19 protein-coding genes are annotated in these 22,829 nt (G+C 45.3%); 4 read left to right on the top strand and 15 right to left on the bottom strand.

Annotated elements, in window-relative coordinates; translation table 11 throughout:
• Positions 1-41: 41 nt before the first annotated feature.
• Together LNN34_RS00100 and LNN34_RS00095 are read left to right on the top strand one after the other, a co-directional pair.
• Complete coding sequence (locus tag LNN34_RS00100; protein ID WP_024122596.1) at positions 42-1,085, top strand: cytochrome d ubiquinol oxidase subunit II; 1,044 nt, start codon at positions 42-44, stop codon at positions 1,083-1,085.
• Between the two features lie 53 nt (positions 1,086-1,138).
• Complete coding sequence (locus LNN34_RS00095; RefSeq protein WP_010331596.1) at positions 1,139-1,297, top strand: DUF1540 domain-containing protein; 159 nt, start codon at positions 1,139-1,141, stop codon at positions 1,295-1,297.
• 22 nt (positions 1,298-1,319) lie between these two features.
• Here LNN34_RS00095 and LNN34_RS00090 read toward each other — a convergent pair whose 3' ends face one another.
• The 10 genes from LNN34_RS00090 to LNN34_RS00045 all read right to left on the bottom strand — a co-directional run bounded on the left by LNN34_RS00090 (position 1,320) and on the right by LNN34_RS00045 (position 12,964).
• A complete protein-coding gene (locus LNN34_RS00090; RefSeq protein ID WP_095714580.1) occupies positions 1,320-2,207 on the bottom strand; it encodes a metal ABC transporter permease in 888 nt (295 codons plus the stop codon).
• Complete coding sequence (locus tag LNN34_RS00085; protein WP_229042461.1) at positions 2,197-3,504, bottom strand: metal ABC transporter permease; 1,308 nt, start codon at positions 3,502-3,504, stop codon at positions 2,197-2,199. The genes LNN34_RS00090 and LNN34_RS00085 overlap by 11 nt, the downstream gene beginning before the upstream one ends.
• A gap of 5 nt (positions 3,505-3,509) precedes the next feature.
• Positions 3,510-4,262: a metal ABC transporter ATP-binding protein gene (locus LNN34_RS00080; protein ID WP_044153670.1), complete on the bottom strand. Its 753-nt coding sequence runs from the start codon at positions 4,260-4,262 to the stop codon at positions 3,510-3,512.
• A gap of 18 nt (positions 4,263-4,280) precedes the next feature.
• Positions 4,281-5,204 carry a metal ABC transporter solute-binding protein, Zn/Mn family gene (locus LNN34_RS00075; protein ID WP_229042457.1) on the bottom strand — a complete coding sequence of 308 codons (924 nt, stop codon included), beginning with the start codon at positions 5,202-5,204 and terminating at the stop codon, positions 4,281-4,283.
• A gap of 276 nt (positions 5,205-5,480) precedes the next feature.
• Complete coding sequence (gene menC / locus LNN34_RS00070; protein WP_202663808.1) at positions 5,481-6,596, bottom strand: o-succinylbenzoate synthase; 1,116 nt, start codon at positions 6,594-6,596, stop codon at positions 5,481-5,483.
• A complete protein-coding gene (locus tag LNN34_RS00065; protein WP_229042456.1) occupies positions 6,593-8,053 on the bottom strand; it encodes an o-succinylbenzoate--CoA ligase in 1,461 nt (486 codons plus the stop codon). Before LNN34_RS00065 ends, menC begins: the two co-directional genes overlap by 4 nt.
• Positions 8,054-8,144: 91 nt before the next feature.
• Complete coding sequence (gene menB / locus LNN34_RS00060; RefSeq protein ID WP_010331603.1) at positions 8,145-8,963, bottom strand: 1,4-dihydroxy-2-naphthoyl-CoA synthase; 819 nt, start codon at positions 8,961-8,963, stop codon at positions 8,145-8,147.
• Between the two features lie 34 nt (positions 8,964-8,997).
• Positions 8,998-9,822, bottom strand: coding sequence for a 2-succinyl-6-hydroxy-2,4-cyclohexadiene-1-carboxylate synthase (gene menH, locus LNN34_RS00055; RefSeq protein ID WP_044153662.1), 825 nt, complete (start codon positions 9,820-9,822; stop codon positions 8,998-9,000).
• A complete protein-coding gene (gene menD, locus LNN34_RS00050; RefSeq protein WP_229042453.1) occupies positions 9,810-11,552 on the bottom strand; it encodes a 2-succinyl-5-enolpyruvyl-6-hydroxy-3-cyclohexene-1-carboxylic-acid synthase in 1,743 nt (580 codons plus the stop codon). Before menD ends, menH begins: the two co-directional genes overlap by 13 nt.
• Positions 11,549-12,964 (bottom strand): isochorismate synthase, encoded by a 1,416-nt coding sequence (locus LNN34_RS00045; protein ID WP_229042451.1) that lies wholly within the window; start codon positions 12,962-12,964, stop codon positions 11,549-11,551. Before LNN34_RS00045 ends, menD begins: the two co-directional genes overlap by 4 nt.
• 291 nt (positions 12,965-13,255) lie before the next feature.
• Here LNN34_RS00045 and LNN34_RS00040 point away from each other — a divergent pair, with 291 nt between their 5' ends.
• Together LNN34_RS00040 and LNN34_RS00035 are read left to right on the top strand one after the other, a co-directional pair.
• Positions 13,256-13,975, top strand: a complete 720-nt coding sequence (locus LNN34_RS00040; protein ID WP_024122606.1) for a yteA family sporulation protein — start codon at positions 13,256-13,258, stop codon at positions 13,973-13,975.
• Between the two features lie 152 nt (positions 13,976-14,127).
• Positions 14,128-14,595: a TspO/MBR family protein gene (locus LNN34_RS00035; RefSeq protein ID WP_229042449.1), complete on the top strand. Its 468-nt coding sequence runs from the start codon at positions 14,128-14,130 to the stop codon at positions 14,593-14,595.
• Between the two features lie 30 nt (positions 14,596-14,625).
• Here the strand turns inward: LNN34_RS00035 and glgP are convergent, their stop codons facing one another.
• Genes glgP through glgB form a run of 5 tightly spaced genes read right to left on the bottom strand, consistent with a single transcriptional unit; the run spans position 14,626 to position 22,538 of the window.
• Complete coding sequence (gene glgP, locus LNN34_RS00030; RefSeq protein ID WP_229042447.1) at positions 14,626-17,022, bottom strand: glycogen phosphorylase GlgP; 2,397 nt, start codon at positions 17,020-17,022, stop codon at positions 14,626-14,628.
• Positions 17,009-18,463 (bottom strand): glycogen synthase GlgA, encoded by a 1,455-nt coding sequence (gene glgA, locus LNN34_RS00025; RefSeq protein WP_229042445.1) that lies wholly within the window; start codon positions 18,461-18,463, stop codon positions 17,009-17,011. Before glgA ends, glgP begins: the two co-directional genes overlap by 14 nt.
• The gene (gene glgD, locus LNN34_RS00020) at positions 18,460-19,491 is read right to left on the bottom strand and encodes a glucose-1-phosphate adenylyltransferase subunit GlgD (RefSeq protein ID WP_106293374.1); all 1,032 of its coding nucleotides are present in this window, start codon (positions 19,489-19,491) and stop codon (positions 18,460-18,462) included. The genes glgA and glgD overlap by 4 nt, the downstream gene beginning before the upstream one ends.
• A 24-nt stretch (positions 19,492-19,515) precedes the next feature.
• Positions 19,516-20,658 (bottom strand): glucose-1-phosphate adenylyltransferase, encoded by a 1,143-nt coding sequence (locus tag LNN34_RS00015; RefSeq protein WP_229042444.1) that lies wholly within the window; start codon positions 20,656-20,658, stop codon positions 19,516-19,518.
• Positions 20,655-22,538 (bottom strand): 1,4-alpha-glucan branching enzyme, encoded by a 1,884-nt coding sequence (gene glgB, locus LNN34_RS00010; protein WP_229042443.1) that lies wholly within the window; start codon positions 22,536-22,538, stop codon positions 20,655-20,657. Before glgB ends, LNN34_RS00015 begins: the two co-directional genes overlap by 4 nt.
• Between the last annotated feature and the right edge of the window lie 291 nt (positions 22,539-22,829).

Here is a 22,829-nt window from a genome sequence, read left to right as displayed (position 1 = left end):
AGCTTCGCAAGCAGGAAACTAAATGGAAGGAAGATCGACAAATGGACATTTCAACGGACGCTCTGATCGCCATCTCAATTATTTGGGGTTTTGTGTTTATTTACGCCGTCATGGCCACAATGGATTTCGGAGCGGGATTTTGGTCTATGATCTACTTAAACAAGGAGCATATGAAGGCGACTGATATCGCAAATCGCTTTCTGTCGCCGACTTGGGAGGTCACTAACGTCTTTATCGTGGCCATCGTCGTTGCGCTTTTCAGCTTTTTTCCAGGTGCAACGTTTGTGCTCGGAACTGTTTTATTAATTCCCGGCAGCATTATTTTATTGCTTTTAGCAATCCGAAGCGGTTTTCTCGTTTTTTCAAACACAGCGAAGGAAAGGAAATTGCTCAGATATATTTCCGGCATCTCCGGTTTTATTATTCCCGCTGTTCTGATATTGGTTCTCCCGGTGACACACGGTGGATTTATCGAAAACACAGACGGCGTATACAGCTTGAATATGTCTACCATTTTGACAAGCCCAAACGCCTATTCATTTATAGGGTTTGCGATTTTAAGCACTTTATTTTTATCCTCCCTGCTGCTGGCGGATGTTTCGAATGTGGCTGAGGAACAGGACGCCTACACGGCGTACAGAAAAAGCGCCTTAATCACCGGCCCGATTTCGCTCCTATTTGCCGTATGCATTATGCTGACGATGCGGAATGAAGCAAACTGGCTTTATACTGGAATGATGAATGATTTTTCCTGGATTATTGCGTCGTTTATTACATTCATCATCGCAGGCATAGCTCTTTTTCTGCCTAACAAAAGCTTCGGCAAAAAGATTGGGAAACCCAGACTGGCGCTTGTCGCGATTGCGATACAGTATTTCCTGGCAAGCTACGCGTACGGCCGCGCCCACCTCCCTTATATGATTTATCCTGACGTGACGATCATGTCCGGTTTCACCGAGCCCGCCACGTTCAGAGCGCTGTTTATGACATATATCGTTGCATTCATTATCCTGTTCCCAGGCTTCTACTTCTTCTGGAAGCTGTTTATGAAGGATAAACGGTATATCCGCCAGCAGGAAGAATAGGGCCCAAGCCCTCCGGCTATACTAAGCTTGAACCTTTATAAGGAGGGGATGGCATGGACCAGAAAATCCTATGCGAGGTCAACAACTGTTCTTATTGGGACAAAGGCAACAGATGCACAGCCGATGCCATTTATGTTGTCAGCCATACTGGCGAGACTGCCGAAAACAGCCGGGAAACAGACTGCAAAACGTTTAAACCGCAAGATTTGTAAAAATCAAAAGAAAGAGCTGGCATCAGACAGCTCTTTCTTTTTCTGTTTTGAGCATTCTTATCTTTTTCGTCATCACTCCGTTTGACGGCGAAAATAAAAAGGCACCTGCATAAAAAACTCCTGTCATTGCCGCCATCGCTCCGGAGATGGAAACATTGAGCCATGTTGCGCAGATATAGCCCAATAGAGCTGACAGCCCTCCGATCACCGCGCTGATAATCAGCATATAAAGCAGCCGGTCCGTTAATAGATGGGCGGCAGCAGGCGGAACAATCAGCATCGCCACAACCAATATGGCGCCGACCGAATCAAAGGAGGCAACGGTCGTAAGCGACAGCATCCCCATCTGGAGGTAATGAATCAGCATGACCGGTATTCCGAGGGCCAAAGCCATTTGCGGATCAAACGAAGAAATTTTGAACTCCTTATAACACACACTGACCATCGTTATATTGAAAAGCAGCACAACAACCAGCATCCAAAACGCTTTTGGCCCGATGTCCACTCCGAATACCGTGATCGTATTCCATGGCACAAAAGCGATTTCTCCCATTAATGAATGTTCAATATCGAGATGGACATTCGCTCCATATACTGATAACAAAATGACACCAACTGCAAATAAGGAGGTAAAAACAACGCCTATGGCGGCATCTGATTGAACCCCTTTGCTGTGAAGAAGCTGTACCAAAAATGCCGTTAACAGTCCCGACACGGCTGCACCGATGAACATAGGAATCCCGTCAAGGCTTTTTGTCACAAGAAAAGCACCCACAATTCCAAGCAAAACAGTATGGCTGATGGCATCGGCCAGCATTGCCATTCTCCTTAATACAAGAAATGTTCCGATCAACGCACAGCTGACACCGACTAGTATGCCCGTCACTATAATCCACGCTTCAAAGCTCATTGGCAATCTTCCCCTTCTTGATTTCAGGGTATGGCTGGCGGAGCTCAGGCATCCTGCCATGCAGCTTCAAAAGTGAAAGAAGCCTATCTCTTGTAGCCTCCGGCAATCGGTCCGGCACAAAATCATCCTGATCCGCACCTGCTTTTTCTATATCCATTTCATGCATGAGGTACATTTCATACATCCGATATTTTAAAGCCGTAAGATAACCTTTTTCTATCCCAGCCTGTGTCACTTTCCAAACTCCGTTTTCAATCCGTACAACGTACCTCTCTTTTTCCAAATCATTCAAAACTTTATGACATGATGAAGGTGAAAGCCGCCTTTTCTTTCGTATACTTTCCTCCGTTACATATATTTCCTTATGTTCATACTGCTCAAAAATCGTCAGAAGCACCTGCTCCCGGTTTGTTTTTCTGCGCAGCCTTATTAATCTTATCCCTTTAGCAGCCAGTCCCCGCTTAGGTGCACAAATCATCGAAAAAAGAAAAATGATCGTTGCCGATAAAATCATTAAAGGCCCCGTCGCCATGCCCTCCATTGTTGTACTCAGCAATGTTCCGGACACGCCGCTGATCCCGCCTGTCATCCCGGCAATCACGATCATGCCCGTTAAACGCTCGGTCCAATATCTTGCGGCAATCGCGGGTGTAATGAGCATAGCTGCCATTAAGATGACACCTACAGTTTGAAGCCCTATCACAACAGCGCAGACAATAAGACAGGCCAAAAGTCCGTTTAAAAAATGTATCGGCAATCCCAATCCCTTTGCAAATGCGATATCAAAGGTGATGATTTTAAATTCCTTAAAAAAGACAGTACAAAGCAGCAATAAAACGGCGGATACTCCCGCAATAAGAATGATATCCTGTCTGACTAATGAAGCAGCCTGGCCGAACAGAAAGGAATCAAGTCCGCTTTGGCTTCCCGACCCCAGCTGCTGAATATATGTCAGCAGTATAATACCGACGCCAAAGAACACAGAGAGAACGATCCCGATTGCCGAGTCCTCTTTTGTTTTTGACAGCCGCGGTATCAGCTGAATCAGCCATGTTCCGAGAAGCCCTGCAAGCGCTGCGCCGAGCAAAAAGAAAGGGAGTGATTTTTCTCCGGTGAACAGAAAAGCGAGACACACACCCGGCAGGGCAGAATGGGCCATCGCATCTCCGATTAAACTTTGTTTTCTAAGCAGCACAAAGCTCCCTAACACGCCGCTTGCTGCACCGAGCAAAAGCGTCCCTGCCAACACCCACTGTGTATTCGGATGCTGGAGCTGCAGCCACAAACTTTCTATCAATGCGCTCACCCCTTATTACCTTCTGCCAGCACTTTATCTTTCAGAAATGTCAGCCTTCCTCCATACGTTTTTTGAAGGTTTTCAATCGTAAATACTTTCTCCGCCGGTCCGAAGGCGATTTTCCTTAAATGAAGCAGCAATATCCAATCGAAATAGTCTTCGGCGGTTTGCAGGTCATGGTGGACGACAAGTACGGTTTTGCCCTTCTCCTTAAGCTCCGCCAAAAGAGTCATGATTGCCCGCTCCGTTGCTGCATCCACGCCGGCAAACGGTTCATCCATAAAGTAAATGTCGGCGTCCTGACAGAGTGCCCGGGCAAGGAATACCCGCTGCTGCTGGCCCCCTGACAGCTGGCTGATCTGCCTGTTCGCATAATCGAGCATGCCGACTTTTTCCAAAGCCGCTTCAGCCATTTCCGCGTCTGCCTTTTTCGGTCTTTTCAGCAAGCCGATTCGGCCGTACCTTCCCATCAGCACGACATCCAGAGCGCTGGTAGGAAAATCCCAATCAACCGAACCTCGCTGCGGCACATATCCGATTCTTGTCCGCTGTTGTTTATAAGTTTCGCCGTAAATGGAGATGTCTCCTGAGGCACGGGGCACAAGACCGAGAATCGTTTTGATCAAAGTGGACTTTCCAGCGCCGTTCGGGCCGATAATACCGATTAATTTCCCCTCCGGCACCTGCAGCGAAATCTCTTGCAGAACGGGCTTTTTATCATAAGCGACTGTTACATTTTCCAGCTCAACAGGAAACATTTCTTTCACCTCTATTCCTTATTTAAGCGCTTCGGTAATCGTGTTGATATTATGGCGGAACATGCCTTCGTATGTGCCTTCTTTTGTCCCCTTTTCACCCATTGCATCCGAATAGAGCTGACCGCCGATTGACACCGAATGGCCTTTTTCTTTAGCCCCTTCCACCACGGCATTAATTGATTTTTCAGACACGCTGCTTTCTACAAAAACAGCCTTAATTTGTTTTTCTGCCAAAAGCTCAACCAGGTCCTGTACATCCTTTAAACCATAATCTGAATCTGTGCTGAGACCCTGCAGGCCTTCTACTTTAAATCCATACTCTTTCCCAAAATACGCAAACGCATCATGAGCGGTTACAAGCACACGGCTTTTCTCCGGAATGTTCGCAACCTCCTGACGAGCCCATTTATCTAAGTATTGCAAATTATCTTTGTACTCTTGTGCGTTTTTCTTAAAGTCATCCGCATGCTCAGGCATCGCTTTGCTGAATTGCTCTTCGATTTCATCAATTGCGTAAATCCATAATGGGATGCTGAACCAGACGTGAGGATCATACATCTTCCCTTTTCCCGCAGAAATAAGCTTGCTTTTCGGAATCGCTTCGGCAACCGCCGCCGCTTGTTTTTGTTCACCGATTTTACGGAGAATGTCTTCCATCTTCCCTTCGAGATGCAAGCCGCTGTACAGCACAACGTCTGCTGATGTCAATTTTCTCGTATCACCTTGTGACGCTTTGTAAAGGTGCGGGTCTACTCCCGGTCCCATTAAAGAAGTGACCTTCACATGCTTTCCGCCGATTTTTTCAGCCGCGTCCGCAATTTGGGATGTCGTTGCCGTCACTTGCAGCCGCTGATCAGAGCTTTTACCGGAAGACTCTGATCCACAGCCCGTTAAAGCAAGGCATGCAAGGACCAATGCCGCTATCAGTCCTCTTTTTTTCATTTGTTCCCTCCTCTTTGTCATCGATGTCCTGTTGTTTTATCTTATGTTGTGTTTTCTTAGACATGTGACATTTAATTAGACAAAAGCATGTTTTGTTTATATAGGACAAAAAGTTTCCTTAGTGCAAAATTATCGCGTTTGTCCATTTCTGTCAAGATATTTTTCGCATAAAAAAACCGGCTGATTCAGCAGCCGGTCAAACGAGAAGGGATGTATTCAACGCTTTTACTCTAACAGCACACTCACATTCTCTCAAATTGATAAAATGACTTTTTCTCATCCATGCTGTGTGAAAACATCCATTTTGGTCACATATTTTCGCATGATTTCCTGATTTACTTCAACCCCTAAACCAGGCTGTTTCGACACAGAAATAAATCCGTTATCGATACGGATATCAGGGGTCACGATATCCTCATCCCAATACCTTGAAGATGACGAAATATCGCCCGGTATCGTAAATTGGGGCAAGGAAGCCAGCGCCACGTTTTGCGCTCTTGAAATGCCAGTCTCCAGCATTCCTCCGCACCAAACCGGCATATTGTGCTCCTTGCACAGATCATGGATTTTCAGAGCTTCCGTCAATCCGCCGACACGAGAAGGCTTGATATTAATTACTTTGCAGCTTCCCAGCTCAATCGCCCGTCTCGCGTCATCAGCTGAGCAAATGCTTTCGTCAAGGCAAATCGCCGTTTTCATATGCTTCTGCAAGTGGCGGTGATCAACAATATCATCAGCTTGGAGCGGCTGTTCAATCATCATTAAATGATATTCGTCAAGCTCCTTTAAGCGGCTGATATCCTTGAGTTCATAAGAGGAATTCGCATCAGCCATAAGCGGGATGCCAGGGAATCGGGTGCGGATAGCTTTTACCAATTCCACATCTTGTCCTGGCTGAATTTTAATTTTTATTCTTTGATAGCCTTCTTTTTGATAAGCCTCAATTTCTTTCAGCATATCCTCAAGAGGCGCTAGGCTGACAACGACTCCGGCAGGGACTTTGTCTCTTGTCCCTCCTAATGCCTCCGCAAGAGAAATCCCCTTCTTTTTTGCATAAATATCCCAAACAGCCGATTCAAGCCCCGCTTTTGCCATCCTGTTACCTTTATAGCGCGCCAAGCTGTCCGGCACTTCGGAAGGGTGGCTGAATTCACGTCCGACGACATTAGGAATAAAAAAATCCTTCAGCATATGCAGACAAGTGCCAATCGTTTCCTCGGTGTACCACGGTGAGGAGAATGCAGACACTTCTCCCCATCCTGTAACTCCGGATATATCGATGGCTTCCACGATCAAAAATTTGCGCTCCTGAAGCGTCTCAATACTGTTTTTGAACGGTTTTTTTAGATTCATGCTCAAATGATAAAGCGTAATTTTTTCTATTTCGATCATAACAGTTCTCCTTTACGCGCATCCTTCAGCTGATTTCGCAATAGCTTATTCGACGCATTGCGCGGCAGGCGGTCTAATACAAAGAATTTTGCCGGAACTTTATATTTCGCCAATCGTTCTTTGCAAAAAACGGTCAGTTCTTCAGCGCTGACAGGCTGATGGAGCACAAGATAAGCATGGGGCACTTTTCCCCATTTTATGTCCTCCGCGCCTGAAACGCCGGCTTCTGCAACAGCCGGATGAGAAAGCAGCACAGACTCCACTTCAGCGGGATAAATATTTTCTCCGCCTGAAATGATAAGATCTGATCGCCTGTCTAATACATATAAAAACCCTTCACTGTCCAAATAACCGAGATCGCCTGTTTTCAGCCAGCCATTTTGAAAGGATGCTTTATTTGCGCTTTCCCGGTTGAAATAGCTTTTCATCACATTCGGGCCTTTCACCATAATTTCACCGTGTTCAAACGGCTCACACGCTTTTCCGTCCCGCTCAATTTTGATTTCGCATGAAAACAGCGGTTTTCCTGCTGATCCGAGCTTTTCCATACTGAATTCCGGCGAGAGAGTAACGATTTGTGAGCATGTCTCCGTCATTCCGTATGATTGAAAGACGGGGAAGCCTTTCTCTCGGCATTCTTCCAGCAAAGGAAGCGGCGCAGGACCTCCGCCGAGCAGGATGCATCTGAGGGATGACGGGCAGTAGCTTATTTCTGCCAAAAGACTTGCCAGCATTGTCTGCACCGCAGAAATAATCGTAACTTGATGCCTGTCGATAGAATCCAATACATCACTTACGGAAAAACGCTGGTGAAGCACGACCGTCATTCCGTAAATCACAGATTTAAATAATGCGGAGAGTCCGCTGATATGAAAGAGCGGCAGCGTGATAAGCCAGCGGTCTTGTTCTGTTATACCCAAATTAAGAGCAGAAGACACCGCACTGAAATAATGATTTCCAAACGTTTGCTGAACTCCCTTGGGCTTGCCGGTTGTCCCGGAGGTATACATAAGAGTCGCCGTTGCATCCATTTGCATGTATGGCTCAATTTCAATATCCTGTGCATCTTCTTTTACCAGTTCATCCACATTAATGGTTTCAATCATATGCTCATAATCCTGCATGTCAAAACTTTCATCCGTCAATAAAAAGCGGGCGCCGGAATCCTCCAGCTGGAACAGCCTTTCATGTTTAGACAGCTTTGTATTCAGCAGCACCGCTTTTACGCCGAGCAAAAAGCACGCGTGTACGGCATATACCATCTCCGCCCGGTTTCCGAGCAGAAGAGCCGCGGTGTCCCCTTTTCGAAAAGAATGAGCGGAAAGCTGGGACGCCATTCGTTTGGATGCGGCAAATAATTCAGCAAATGTCACGGTGTGATCTCCATAAATGAGAGCGATTCTCTCAGGTGTTAGCTGTGCCCGTTGCAGGAGCCAGTTGGGCTGTTCTGTCAGCATGTCATCATCTCCGAGGTAAAATTACTTTATTGAAAAGAAAACAGCTTGGACCGCAATGGCTCAAGCTGTTCGTTTCATACGTATCTGCTGATCACGGAAAACGCGGGAATTGACCGAAATCCGGTTTGCGTTTTTCCTTAAAGGAATCACGGCCTTCTTTTGCTTCATCAGTTGTGTAGTAAAGAAGGGTTGCATCCCCTGCAAACTGCTGAATTCCAGCAAGTCCGTCTGTGTCCGCGTTAAACGCAGCTTTAAGAAAACGAAGTGCGGTCGGGCTTTTCTCAAGCATTTCTTCACACCATTTAATCGTTTCTTCTTCAAGCTGTTCCAAAGGAACAACTGTGTTGACAAGTCCCATATCCAGCGCTTCCTGCGCGTTGTACTGACGGCACAGGTACCAGATTTCACGAGCTTTTTTATGTCCTACGATTCGAGCCAGGTAGCCTGAACCGTAACCTGCGTCAAAGCTTCCCACTTTAGGGCCGGTTTGTCCGAAAATCGCATTGTCGGCAGCGATTGTCAAGTCACATACGATGTGAAGCACGTGTCCTCCGCCGATCGCATATCCGGATACCATCGCAACAACAGGTTTCGGAATGACGCGAATTAAACGCTGAAGATCCAGGACGTTTAAACGCGGAATTTGATCGTCGCCTACATAACCGCCGTGCCCGCGCACTTTTTGGTCTCCTCCAGAACAAAACGCTTTGTCTCCGGCACCGGCAAGCACGATAACGCCGATGTTTTGATCATCTCTCGCGCGAGCAAATGCATCAATCATTTCAGCAACCGTCTTAGGGGTAAACGCATTATGTACCTCAGGGCGGTTGATAGTTATTTTTGCAATACCATTATACGTTTCATACAGTATTTCATCGTATGTACGTTCAGTTTTCCATTCTACAGCCATGATATGACCTCCTCTATTTTTCCATATGAACGAGTTATAAGTTTGTTAAATACTCACTCACTATTTTACCAAAAAAACGCGGCTGTTCCACATGCACTGTATGGCCTGCTTCAGGAACAATCTCTATTCTACTAGATGGAAGCTTCTTATGCACCTCTTGATTAATGGCGCAAAACTTCCCGTCCCATTCTCCGCAGATGAGAAGCACAGGCGCCGCAATATCTTTTAACCGGCTCCACCAGGAAGGCTGTGAACCGGTGCCCATACCGATTAAACTGTTGGCCAGTCCAATGTTATTGTTTCTCAGACGGCCCGACCGTATCCTTTGCCGAACGTCTTCAGCAAGCCGCTGCTGCGTCGAAAACAAAGGGATGCCTTCCCAATAGTCGACAAAGGCTTTGATCCCGTCACGCAAAATAAAATCGGCAAGCTTCCGATCCCGCAAGATTCGTTCTTTCCGTTCCCCGAGGGTTTTAAGACCGGGCGTCGTGCTTTCGAGCACAAGCGCTGATATCCGTTCAGGGTATGTCATGGCAAAGGAATATGCAAGCCTTCCCCCCATAGAATAACCAATAAGTTTCACTTTGTGAAGTTTTAAATGATCAAATATTTCGGCAAGGTCTGAAACTTGCCGGCTCGTGCTATATCTTTTTCCATTCAACGGGGCATCACTTTCTCCGTGCCCTAAGCAATCAATTTTGATGACACGAGAATCAGGCAGCAACTGGTCCAGAAAGGCCCAGGATTGTTTGCTGCCGGTAAACCCGTGCAGACAGACTATGGCATCAGAAGCATTCGGCCGATCATCTGTCACAGCATAGCGGACGCCGTCTGCAACAGTTATGCTTACAGTTCCCATTGTTTTTTCACTTCCCGCACAGCCTCATTCAGCATATCACGATGAAGCTGAACTCTTGATTGGCGATCAGTTTTGATTTCTATAATGTGAAGGCCGGGCTTATCAGCCTGCGGTGCGTATGATGCTTTAAATTCATCCCACGAAGCCGGGCATGAATACGTGCCCCCGTAAAGCTCAGCCGCATGCTTGAAATCGAGCCCGGTCGGCGTGCCGAACAAATCTTCAAAGTGTGTCTTTTCAGATGCTTGCGGTAAAAATGAAAAAATCCCTCCGCCGTCATTGTTCACGAGGATCACAGTAAGCGGAATGTCCAATTTTTTAGCCGCCAGCAGCCCGTTTAAATCATGATAAAAAGACAAATCCCCGATCACGAGTGTCACAGGCGCTTTTGTTCCTTCACAAACACCCATGGCAGAAGAGACGACACCATCAATCCCATTTGCGCCACGGTTTGAATAGATACGGAAATTGCGGTCCTGATTTTCGAAAAACGTATCAACATCCCTGATTGGCATGCTGTTTCCGACAAACAGCGAGCTATTTTCGGGCACAAGATGCTGGAGGATTCGGTAGAGGTTGCCCTCAAATGAAACCTCTTCTTTGCTGATCGTTTGCAAATGCTCACGGAAACGCTGGTTCACAATCTGCCATTTTTCCAGCCATTCCAAAGTTCGGTCCACTCCAGTATGTTCAGCCATGATCGCCTCGGCAAAACTAGACGGGCTGCAGTGAATCATAAGTGTGCTTGCCTGTGTCGGGTCTCTCCAGCCGCCATCCTCATCAATCACAATCTGCTGAATGGCCGGGTCATCCTTCAGCCACAAAAAAACCGGCTTTGAAACAGGCATCGGTCCGAAACGGATCACGACATCAGGCCGCAGTGCTGACTTCAGCTCATCATCTTTTAAAAATGAGTCATACGCATCTATAACGGTGGTTTTATCATGGACGCCGTTCCGCAGGTTAGACAGCGGGTCAGCTAAAATTGGATAATGCAGCGCTTTTGACAGCTCCACAATTTTTTGCTGATCAGCATCACTGTGGAGTTCCCCGCAGACGATCATGCCTTTTTCGGCCTCTTTCAACATCATAGCCACGTCAGACAGAGAGTCCCGGTCCACGGATTGCGTACCCGTTTTCACTGACACGTGACGCCCAGTTCTCATTCTTTCAAACGGCTGATCAGAAAGGTCGGGCATCAGCGGCTCACGAAGAGGTACATTCACGTGCACAGGTCCCATTGGACGCTTTTGCGCTTCCCCGGCAGCACGGCCTGCCAGCGTTCGGATATATCTCAGCATATGCGGCGACTCTTCGGGAAGAGCAGAGTCTGTGAAAAACTTAACAAAGTTACCGAATAAGAAGTGCTGATTAATGGCCTGAGGTGCGCCTACTTCACGCAGCTCGTGCGGCCGATCAGCAGTTAACACTATAATCGGTACTCTTGAATAATGGGCTTCAATCACAGCCGGATAAAAGTTGGCCGCGGCTGTTCCTGATGTGCAAATCAGAAGCACGGGACGCTGCTGTGCTTTTGCCAGCCCTAATGCAAAAAATCCGGCAGATCTTTCATCAATTTGGATATGGACGTTGATATCCGGATGCGCGGCAGCAAGAATTGCCAGCGGTGTAGATCTTGAGCCCGGACAAACGACAGCATCCGTAATCCCGGAAAGGGCGAATTCATCAATAAAGCTTCCGATGTAATGAGTAATCGGGTTCACTGTCAACGTCTCTCACCTCCCAGTGCAGAGATCATCGGCTTTAACTTAATCTTTGTTTCTTCGTATTCCGATTGCGGTTCAGAGTCTTCCACAATGCCGCACCCGGCAAACAGGCGTGCTGTGCTGCCTTCAATCAGCCCTGAACGGATGGCAACAGCAAATTCCCCGTTATCCTGACTGTCAATCCAGCCGACAGGAGCCGCATACCAGCCGCGGGACATCGGTTCGATCTCTCTGATCACTTCTACAGCTTTTTTCTGAGGTGCTCCCCCAAGCGCCGGTGTGGGATGCAGTTTCTCAATTAAGTCAAAAAGCGAAGCAGACGCGTGAAGCTGTCCGACAATCGGCGTAAATAAGTGTTGGACGCTTTTCGTTTTGTACAATACAGGTTCGTCAGGCTTTTCAACGTCAGAACAGCTTGATACAAAAGCGTTATAAATCATGCCTACAACAATATCATGCTCCAGCAGATTTTTCTCATCGTTTAATAATTCAAGGCCGATGCGGCAGTCTTCTTCTTCATCGGAGCCGCGCTTTATGGAACCTGCCAGACAAGTAGACATGACAGTGTTGCCGTCTCTTTTGATCAGTCTTTCCGGGGATGCGCCGACAAAGGTTTTGCCTTCTTGTTCGATTGCAAAAACATAGCTTGTCTGCTGATCGGTCAAAAGCGTTTTAAGCACCGGTTCCATTTTGACCGGGCCGTCAAACGTGAGCAGCAGCTCTCTGGCAAGAACCACTTTATCATATTGATTCTCTTTAATCTGGCTTGTTGCCGTTTCGATTGCTTTCAGCCAATCAGACTTATCCAGCTCCTGAGATGCTGTCATCACAGCCTGATCTTCTTGATTTACATCGGGGACCATAAATTCCGCTGCAAAAGCTTTTAAGCCTTCCAACACAGCTTCTGCATCATCTTCTCCGCTGACCCATCTGTTGACTGTTAAAACCGAACTGTCAGCAGACATTGTCAGCATAAGCGAAGGCACAAAGAAATCCCCTTCCGAGAAATGGTCCCATTGAGTACCTCTTTCTTCGTAAGGGTCAAAGGAAAAGCCTCCGAATAAGACAGGTCCCACTGCAGAATGCTGCAGCTTTTCTTCTTCATAAATATGAAAAGCCGTCTTTTTAAAGCGCTCCCATTGTTCAAAAACCTCGCGATACCGTTCGTCGTTTTTTTGATTCGTCTGGAAAACAGCTTCTTTGCCAAGACCGACTATTGTCAATTCACTTTCAGGTTCTGACCAAAAAAATCGATTGCCTGTATATTTTTTTGCTCCGTAATTGAAAAATGATAGAGGGTCAAGAGACTCAATTTGTCTCGAATAGCTTATTAAGACAGCATGGTTGACTTCTTTGGCTTTATATAATGCATGTAGAACTTCCTTTCGGAACGTACGCTGCACCGTTGTCACCATGAGACATTCCTCCATAATTCTTAAAATGCTTTTAATACCATACACCTGTGTCTACATTGTGTCAAATACACAGATCATGCAGTCCAAATGGCCTGCCTTACCTATTATAAACCTAATTGCAGAAATGAAAAAGAAACAAACCTTAAATTTCTTTCTCCACTGATAGCAAAGCTTGTATCCGCTTACCATATAAGGAAAATCTCCTATATTCCTCCACAAGGGATTTATGAAAGTTCTCAGGCGATCTGTCCATACTAAAGGTATGCATTACAGAGAAACGAGGCGATCATATTGCTTACAAACGAACAGCTTCAGCATTTAAAAAAGGAACTTGAACAAACGAAAGAAGATATATTGAACCGCTTCAAAGACAATGACCATTTTCAGCTCAATTCCGCTTTTCCATATGATTCGTGGGGTGAGCTTTCTGCTTATGACAATCACCCAGGCGATCAGGCGACAGAGCTTTATGAACGCGAAAAAGACATTGCTCTTGATTTGCATGAACGGGAGCATCTCCGGGACATTGAGCATTCATTGAAGGCGATAGAAAACGGCACGTACGGGATTTGTGAGGTCAGCGGAAAGGAAATTCCTTATGAACGCCTAGAAGCGCTTCCGACTGCTACAACGCTTGCGGAATATTCATCACAGGATGTTGTTTCCAAAGACCGTCCGATCGAAGAAGAAACACCTTTCGGGCAATTTGAATTTGACGATGATGAAGAAATCAGAGCGCCTTACGACAGTGAAGATTCCTACCAGGACGTTGAAAAATACGGAAACTCGGAAACACCGCAGGACATGGAAAATCCGCCGCTCAGCTATGATGATATGACGATGAATGCCGAAGAAAATATCGGCAATACAGAATCATATGAGAATTTCATTGCCACAGATATTACCGGCAAAGAAATTACAGTGTATCCAAGCAGGGCGCATGAACGTTATGAGGAAGAGCTGGATGAAGAAGGCATCATGACGACGTTTGGCGATCTCCATGCAGATTGAACCCCCAAGCAAAGGGGGTTCTCTTTTGTGTTTTCATAAATGACCGTATTACAGCAGCTCTCTACATCATCTCCCCCGCATATCAGGAGTTTGATCTATCCAAATTAAAGGGTAAAGCTACATGTAAAATAAATACATACCGGAGGGAAATAATGAAAAAGATGTTCGGCGCAATCGTAGTTTTTATCATTATATACGCACTGTTTTCAGCCGCAGACTATCTATTTCCGATCGACCAAAATTGGTATCATTCACTGAAAAAGCCAGACTGGACGCCAAGCGGGTCAACGATCGGCATCATCTGGGCCGTCCTGTTTGCACTGATTTCTCTTTCAGCTGCCATTGTTTTTGCCAAATGTTCATTTAAAAAAGCCAAAAGCTTTTGGCTGGCGTTTTTGATCAATTATGTGCTTAATCAGGCATTCAGTTATTTTCAGTTTACGCAAAAGAATCTCCTTGCCGCATCCATTGACTGCCTGCTTGTCACCATAACAGCGCTGATTGTAATCATCATTGCAAAAGTATACAGCAGGGCCTCAAGCTGGCTTCTAGTGCCTTATTTTTTATGGAGTGCCTTTGCAACTGTCTTATCCTTTACGATCTATTCAATGAATCTTTGAACAAAAAAAGCCGCTCAAACAGCGGCTTTTTTACATCATCGGCTTAATTCTCCAGATGTGTTTCGCATATTCTTGAATCGTCCGGTCGCTTGAAAAATAACCTGAATGGGCAATGTTTAAAATCGAACGCTCTGACCATTTACGCCGATCTTGATAATCGGCTTGAATACGCTCCTGGGCATCCGCGTATGAACTGAAATCCTTCAATACAAAATACTCGTCATTATGCGGCAGCAGCGAATCATAGATGGATTCAAATTCATCGGCTTCACCTTCAAAGAAACCGTTGATCAGCTGATCCGCTACCTGCCTGATTCTGCGGTCATGCTGATAATACTCCCTTGATCTGTAGCCTCCGTTTTCCTGGTAGGAAAGAACGTCATCCGCTTTCAAACCAAATGTGTAAACACAATCAGCTCCGACCCGTTGCAGAATTTCAATATTCGCCCCGTCATGCGTGCCGATTGTCAGCGCGCCATTCATCATAAACTTCATATTTCCTGTACCGGACGCTTCCTTGCTTGCAGTCGAAATTTGTTCACTTACATCTGATGCCGGAAAAATCTGCTCTGCCATAGAGACCCTGTAATTTTCTAAAAAAACGACCTTGAGCAGCTGCCTCACCGCCGGGTCATAATTTACTTTCTCCGCAACGGAATGAATCAGTTTAATGATTTTCTTCGCGTAATGATAGCTTGGTGAAGCCTTTGCTCCGAAAATAAAGGTATGCGGATAAATAGAAAATCCCGAATCCTCCTTCAGGCGGTTATACAAATACATAATATGAAGAACATTCAGCAGCTGCCGTTTATACGCATGAAGCCGTTTCACCTGTACATCAAATATGCTGTCCGGATTTACAGCCACTCCGGCCGTGCAAAAAATCAGATCAGCAAGCTCTTGCTTTTTTCTGCTTTTGTTGTTTTGGAACTGCTCAATAAAAGCGGGATCAGCAGCGTACGGTTCCAGCCGAATCAAGGATTCCGGCTGTTTTATCCATTCATCGCCTATCGCATCCGTTATCATCGCGGACAAGCCGGGATTGGCTTTTAACAGCCAGCGCCTATGGGCAATCCCATTTGTTTTATTGTTAAACCGATTCGGAAACATCAAATGAAAATGACGCATCTCCCGTTCCTTTAAAATGTCGGAATGAATTTTGGCAACTCCGTTTACACTGTAGCTTCCCACTATTGCGAGATGAGCCATTTTGACAACACCGTGCGCCGTAATCGCCATATCCTCTATCCTTTTCCAGTCACCGGGATACTTCTCCCAAACCGCCCTGCAAAACCTCTCATTAATCTCTTCAATAATCATATACATTCGCGGGAGCAACGGCTTAATTAAATGAATCGGCCATTTTTCAAGCGCTTCTGACAGTGTCGTATGATTCGTATAGGAAATTGTATGTACCGTGATATGCCAGGCATCTTCCCAGCTCATGTTTTCTTCATCAAGCAAAATCCGCATCAGTTCAGGCACAGCAAGTGCAGGGTGGGTGTCATTAATATGAATGCTTACTTTTTTATGCAGGCCATATAATGATTGATTCGTTTTGCGGTAATTGTTCACAATGCTTTTTAAACTTGCACATACTAAAAAATACTGCTGCTTCAGCCGTAATATCTTACCCTCGTCATGCGTGTCATCAGGGTATAAAAATTCAGATACAGCTTCTGTTTCCCGTTTATAAGACAAAATATTGCCGCCGTGATAATGCGCATAAGGCTCGGCGTTCCAAAGTCTTAATGTGTTGACTGTGCCCGTATCGTATCCGATGATCGGGATATCATAAGGAACGGCGGTAATGATTGTTGCTTGCTCATGACGAAAATGCAGACGGCCGTTTTTTTCAGTCACATGCACCTCGCCCCAAAACGGCACGTCAACCGCTTGATCAGCATTTCTTACTTCCCACACATTCCCGTTTTTCAGCCATTGCTCAGGCAGCTCAACCTGATGCCCCTCAACAATTTTTTGTTCAAATAAGCCATGCTTATAGCGAATTCCCATCCCATGCCCAGGCAAGTTTAACGAAGCCAAGGAATCTAAGAAGCAAGCTGCCAATCGCCCCAGACCGCCATTCCCTAGCCCTGCATCGCTCTCCATATAAAGGATCTCGTCTAAACTGATGCCGATCTCTTTCAGACCCGCTTCCACTACATCCCGAATACCGAGATTCATTAAATTTTGTTCAAGGAGCTGTCCGTGAAGAAATTCAATCGACAAATAATATGTCTGCTTTCCGGAATTGGACCTGCTTCTTTCATTTGTCTGGATCCAATCAGCGCTGATGTACTCTCTGATCATATTGCCTAAGGTTTTATATTGATCAAGCCTGGAAGAGTCCTTAAAGCTTTTCCCGCACGTCATTTCCAGACGCTTTAAAAATAAGGCTGCAAAGCGTTCTTTACTCGAGAACATCCCGTCCACTCCTTGTCACATGCTCGAAAATGCGCTGATATTGTTTGGCTGATTGTTTCCAGCTGTAATCTGCATTCATTGCGGTCTTCATGATGCTCTTCCATACATCCTTTTGGCGATAAAACGACAGCGCCCTCTCGATCGTAAATTTCAGATCGTGAGCATTAAAGGCTGAGAACGTAAAACCGTTGCCTGTGCCCTCTTCCTCCCGGTAGGAACGGACAGTGTCATAGAGCCCGCCTGTTTCTCTGACAATCGGAATAGCGCCATATTGAAGCGCGATCATCTGCCCCAGACCGCACGGCTCAAATTTCGACGGCATCAGAAACAAATCCGAGCCCGCATAAATCTGATGGGCAAGCGGCTCATCAAACCCAATATACGCCCTGCATTTATCGTGAAATGCAAATTCAATGTAACGGAAGTAGTCCTCAAATTCCCGCTCACCCGTACCGAGCACAATCAGCTGTATGTCTCTCTCCTCCAGCAGCTCGTGCATCATTCTCTTAACAAGATCAAGCCCCTTCTGTTTGGTCAGCCTTGTTACCATACTGATCAGCGGAATATCTTTTCGTTCCGGAAGGCCCATCCGCCGCTGGAGCTTCGTTTTATTTTCTTCCTTTAAATCAAGACGTTCAGGGTCGTAATGCATCTCAATATACGGATCGCTCTCTGTCTGATAGAAAGAGTCATCAATACCGTTTAAGATCCCTGTTAAATCTTTTTCCCTATGCTGCAAAACTGGCTCAAGCTGCTCGCCGTAATACGGCGTTAAAATTTCATTTCTATAAGTCGGGCTCACCGTTGTTACATGATCAGCAGCGAGAATCCCTGCTTTCATAAAATTAACAAATCCATTGCATTCTAATCTTTCATAATGAAAATGACTCATGTCCAGACCGAGCAAGTCATGTGTCACCTCAGGCGGGAATATACCTTGAAACTGCAAGTTATGGATCGTGAGCACACTTTTCATCTGTTTATAAAAAGGGCGCTTGCTGTATTCCTCTTTCAACAAGTAATTGACCATCGCTGTATGCCAGTCATGAGTATGAATGATATCGGCTTGAAAACTCACTGCTTCTGCCGCTTCCAGCACAGCTCTTGAAAAATAAGCAAACCGCTCCCCATCATCAAAATGCCCGTACAGCGAATCCCTTGAAAAATAATATTTATTGTCGATAAAATAATAATTCACACCATCTTCAGCCAAATGTTCAATCCCGCAATATTGCTGACGCCAGCCAACAGCAACCGTACATTCAGCTGTTTTCTTCATACGCTTTTTCCAGGGATCAGGAATTTGACTGTATTTCGGCATGATCACCGCTACGTCGTTCCCAAGACGAGAAAGCATTTTAGGCAGCGCGCCGGCCACATCGGCCAGGCCCCCTGATTTTGCAAACGGGGTACATTCTGAGACAGCAAATAACACCTTCAAGAATTCATCAGCTCTCCTTGCACCAAACCTTTTTTTAACACGAGCGGCTGCTCCTTCGTTCCCGCAGCTTCAGTCGTATTGCCGATTTTGACATCTTTATCAGCAATCACCTGCTCCAGCAAACAATCCTCACCAATCTGTGTTTTTTGCATAATAATGCAGTTTTTCAGCTTCGTGCCTTTCCCAACATACACCGCCCTGAATAAGATGCAGTTTTCGACCTCCCCCTCAAGCACACAGCCGTTTGCCACTAAAGAATTTCTAACAGTGCTGTTCTTCCCGTATTTCGTTGGGGGCTCATCCTTCACTTTTGTATAAACCGGCTGCTGAGGCAAAAACACCTGCTGCCAAAAACGCGGCTGAATAAGCTCCATACTGTGGGTATAATACTTTTCTACAGAATCAATAACAGCTGCATACCCCGAATATTCATATGGGCAAATGGTCAATGCGGAGGCTTCCTTTTCAACAACCTCCTGAATGGTTCTGTATCCTTTTTCAATATGTCCGTAGATCAGATCCTTCAAGAGTTTAGAAGACATGATATAGATTTGCAGCGACTGACCGTCCTGAAAGACCTCGGTAATGTCACAGCCCGCCTCCTGATGTCTTTTCAGCACGTATTGAAATTGAATGTTGCATACAGTATGGCTGTTGGTGATGACGGCATATTGCTGTGTGCTTCTGTGAAAGTAATCAAGATGATCAGAAAACTGGCGAAATGAACCGAATTCATTATACTCATCATGCAAATGCGGTGACGGAAAAAAAAAGAGGCCGTCCTTTTTTCGGTGCAAATCCCATTCCTTCCCTGCTCCAAGATGATCCATAAGAGACCGGTAGCGATATTTCGGAAAAATCGCCACACTCCTAATGTCCGCATTCACCATATTGGACAGCATAAAATCTATCAAACGGTATCTGCCAGCAAAAGGAATCGCACCAAGCGACCGCTGTGCGGTTAAATCCTGAAGAGAATGCTTATATGTGGTTTCATCTATAACACCTAACATTTGATTATTGATCAACTGATTCTGCCTCCTCTTCAGTAATTAAATCAATTCTTTCTCTACAAATTCCTCCGAAACAAGCAGCACCTCCTGAATGTCTTTTTCAGATTTAATCACTGCGCCATCCGGAAGCACTAAGCCCTTGGGCACGATAGCATTCTCAATCACGACATGCTCACCGATTGTCACATCCGGCATAATCACTGAACGCTTGACCGTTGCGTGCTTACCGACGGTGACACCTTGAAAAAGAACGGAGTGAGACACATTCCCATAAACAACACACCCCTCATTCACAAGTGAGTCAAGAACCTGCGCCTCAGGCGAAATAAATTGCGGAGGCTGATTTGGATTGACAGAGTAAATCTTCCAATTGCGTTCAAACAGCTTCAGCTCAGACTGGTCTTTCAGCAAATCCATATTGGCTTCCCATAAGCTCTGCACCGTGCCGACATCCTTCCAATATCCTTTAAACGGATAAGCGGAAAGCTTCTTTTTCTCCTCCAAAAGCAAAGGAATGATATCTTTGCCGAAGTCATGGCTCGAATACGGATTCCTGTCATCCATTTCAAGGTATTGCTTCAAGAGCGGCCAATTGAAAATATAAATACCCATGGATGCCAAATTGCTCTTTGGAAATTTAGGCTTTTCATCAAAATGTGTGATGATCCCGTCTTCATTTGTCTTCATGATGCCGAACCGGCTCGCTTCTTCCCATCCCACTTCAATCACGGAGATGGTCACATCCGCTTTCTTTTCAATATGAAAATCAAGCATTTTGCCGTAGTCCATTTTATAAATGTGATCGCCTGATAAGATCAGCACATACTCAGGATCGTACTGGTTCAGGTAATTGAGATTTTCATAAATTGCGCTAGCCGTCCCTTTATACCATTTCACTTCGGATGACTCGGCATAAGGAGGCAATACCGTAACGCCGCCATTGTGCCTGTCAAGGTCCCATGCACTCCCGATGCCAATATAGGAATTCAGCTCCAGCGGCTGATATTGCGTTAAGATGCCTACTGTGTCTATGCCTGAATTCGAGCAGTTGCTGAGCGTAAAATCAATAATCCTGTATTTTCCCCCAAAAGATACGGCCGGTTTTGCCATATGTTTTGTTAATCCGCTGAGACGGCTGCCCTTCCCGCCGGCAAGGAGCATAGCCACACATTGTTTTTTCATTCATTTATCTCTCCTCTTTTTTTCACCGCCCGCATAATCGAAATGCCATAAGGGGGGATTGTCATTGTGATATAGTACGGTTTGTGATGAACAGCTCCAGGTTTGGCTGCCAACGGCTTTTTATTCAATTGACCTGAGCCCCCATATTTTTCATTGTCACTGTTCAACACTTCGATATATTGGGTAAGAAAGGGAACGCCAACATCGTATTGATGATAGACAGAGGGTGTAAAATTACATAAGATGATAAGCGCCTCACCGTGCCGTCTGCCATACCGAATAAAAGAAAAGATGGATTGCTCCTCATTGTGGACATCAATCCATTCAAATGACTGACTACGATGGTCATTTTCATAAAGGATTTTGCTTTTTTGATAAAAGCGGAGAAGATCTTGAGTAAAAACACTTGCTTTTTGATGCATGGGGAAGGAGTTCAAAAACCAATCAAGCTGTTCTGTATCTTTCCATTCATCGAATTGGGCAAATTCCGATCCCATAAAAATGAGTTTTTTTCCGGGATGAGCCGTCATATAACCCAGTAAAAGCCGATATTGGGCAAACTTCTGCCAATAGTCGCCAGGCATTTTATGAAGAAGTGATTTTTTTCCATAGACGACTTCATCATGAGAAAATGGCAATACAAAATGTTCACTAAACGCATAAAGCAAGGAAAAAGACACAAGCTGATGGCAGTGCCGCCTTTGTTCAGCAGGCGTCTCCATGTATTTCAGCACATCATTCATCCAGCCCATATTCCATTTAAAATGAAAGCCGAGTCCTCCTTCCTCAACAGAACCTGTTACTTGAGGCCATTCGGTGGAATCTTCCGCTATCATCATGACATGCGGATATGCCTCCCGCATTGTTTGATTAAGCTTTTTTAAAAATTCAACTGCATAGAGATTCGTATGGCGTTCATCCTGATTTGGCCAATGCAGCATATTAGCCACGGCATCGACCCTAAAGCCATCTATATGATAGAATTCCGCCCAGTACAACGCATTAGAAATTAAAAAACTATGAACTTCCGGTTTTCCTAAATCAAAGTTAGCGGTGCCCCACAGCCAGTTCTCCCTGTCACGCTCTTCTTGATATTCGTAAAGCGGCGCTCCATCAAACATATAAAGCCCATGCGAATCTTTACAAAAATGTCCGGGGACCCAATCAAGTATGACGCCGATGTTTGCCTGATGGCATTCATCAACAAATCTCATCAAATCATGTGGCGTGCCAAATCGGCTTGTCGGGCTGTAATACCCCGTTGCTTGATAACCCCAAGAGCGATCATAAGGATGTTCATATAGGGGCAGCAGCTCGATATGGGTAAATCCCTGCTCTTTGATATAAGGAACAAGAGACTGGCCTAATTCTTCATAGGAGTAAAGCGTGCCATCGGGATGCTTCTTCCATGAACCAAGATGAAGCTCATAAATAAAAACCGGCTTTTCATATATCGCTTTAGCTTTCTGCTTCTTCTGCCACTTTTGATCATGCCAGCTGTACCCTGCAAGATCGTAAGTAAGAGACGCCGTATTCGGTCTTACTTCTGAATAAAAAGCATACGGGTCTGCCTTCAGCATGGTCTCTCCGCTATTTGTCACGATTTCATACTTATATCGTTCCTTGTCTTTCAAACCTGGAACAAATAACGTGTAAATGCCATGAGCATTAACTTTCTGCATAACATGAAGCTCACCTGACCAGCTGTTAAAATCTCCAACCACTCGAACTTCTGACGCATGAGGCGCCCACACACAAAATTCATACCCGCTTTGGCCATTCAGCTCGCGATAATGCGAGCCAAACAGCTGATAGCTTTTAAACAGACTGCCTTCGTGAAAAAGATAAACGTCATGTGCTGTTGGGCTGGCAGCGGCCATGTAATCATCCTTTCTGACATCATAGTTTTCATTTATATTATTTATTCGTAGAAATAAAAAAAAGCCCTTTCTAGAAAGCGCTTATATTTATTGACATAAAACTTCATTTTCTGAAGAAAAACAAAAGATATGGCGTTTTTTGTTATAAATTTAATATAGAATAAAAAACAAAATCAGATGCATATCATATAGTTTTAGAAAACAAAAAAACCTTGCAGGATATGCAAGGTTTCAGGATGACCCGTACGGGATTCGAACCCGTGTTACCGCCGTGAAAGGGCGGTGTCTTAA

The sequence above is a fragment of the Bacillus sp. AF23 genome (assembly GCF_020861455.1).
Lineage (GTDB): Bacteria > Bacillota > Bacilli > Bacillales > Bacillaceae > Bacillus > Bacillus halotolerans.
The sequence above is the reverse complement of the archived record's forward strand: the minus strand, read 5'-3'. Positions and strand labels throughout refer to the sequence as shown.

Excerpts from the sequence above, each read along its gene's own strand:
- LNN34_RS00035 (WP_229042449.1), top strand. The coding sequence starts at position 14,128 with ATGAAAAAGATGTTCGGCGCAATCGTAGTTTTTATCATTATATACGCA.
- LNN34_RS00045 (WP_229042451.1), bottom strand. The coding sequence starts at position 12,964 with ATGGTGACAACGGTGCAGCGTACGTTCCGAAAGGAAGTTCTACATGCA.
- LNN34_RS00095 (WP_010331596.1), top strand. The coding sequence starts at position 1,139 with ATGGACCAGAAAATCCTATGCGAGGTCAACAACTGTTCTTATTGGGAC.
- LNN34_RS00075 (WP_229042457.1), bottom strand. The coding sequence starts at position 5,204 with ATGAAAAAAAGAGGACTGATAGCGGCATTGGTCCTTGCATGCCTTGCT.
- menC (WP_202663808.1), bottom strand. The coding sequence starts at position 6,596 with ATGATCGAAATAGAAAAAATTACGCTTTATCATTTGAGCATGAATCTA.
- LNN34_RS00015 (WP_229042444.1), bottom strand. The coding sequence starts at position 20,658 with ATGAAAAAACAATGTGTGGCTATGCTCCTTGCCGGCGGGAAGGGCAGC.
- menH (WP_044153662.1), bottom strand. The coding sequence starts at position 9,822 with ATGGGAACTGTAAGCATAACTGTTGCAGACGGCGTCCGCTATGCTGTG.
- glgP (WP_229042447.1), bottom strand. The coding sequence starts at position 17,022 with ATGTTCTCGAGTAAAGAACGCTTTGCAGCCTTATTTTTAAAGCGTCTG.
- LNN34_RS00080 (WP_044153670.1), bottom strand. The coding sequence starts at position 4,262 with ATGTTTCCTGTTGAGCTGGAAAATGTAACAGTCGCTTATGATAAAAAG.
- LNN34_RS00090 (WP_095714580.1), bottom strand. The coding sequence starts at position 2,207 with ATGAGCTTTGAAGCGTGGATTATAGTGACGGGCATACTAGTCGGTGTC.
- LNN34_RS00100 (WP_024122596.1), top strand. The coding sequence starts at position 42 with ATGGACATTTCAACGGACGCTCTGATCGCCATCTCAATTATTTGGGGT.
- glgB (WP_229042443.1), bottom strand. The coding sequence starts at position 22,538 with ATGGCCGCTGCCAGCCCAACAGCACATGACGTTTATCTTTTTCACGAA.
- LNN34_RS00065 (WP_229042456.1), bottom strand. The coding sequence starts at position 8,053 with ATGCTGACAGAACAGCCCAACTGGCTCCTGCAACGGGCACAGCTAACA.
- menB (WP_010331603.1), bottom strand. The coding sequence starts at position 8,963 with ATGGCTGTAGAATGGAAAACTGAACGTACATACGATGAAATACTGTAT.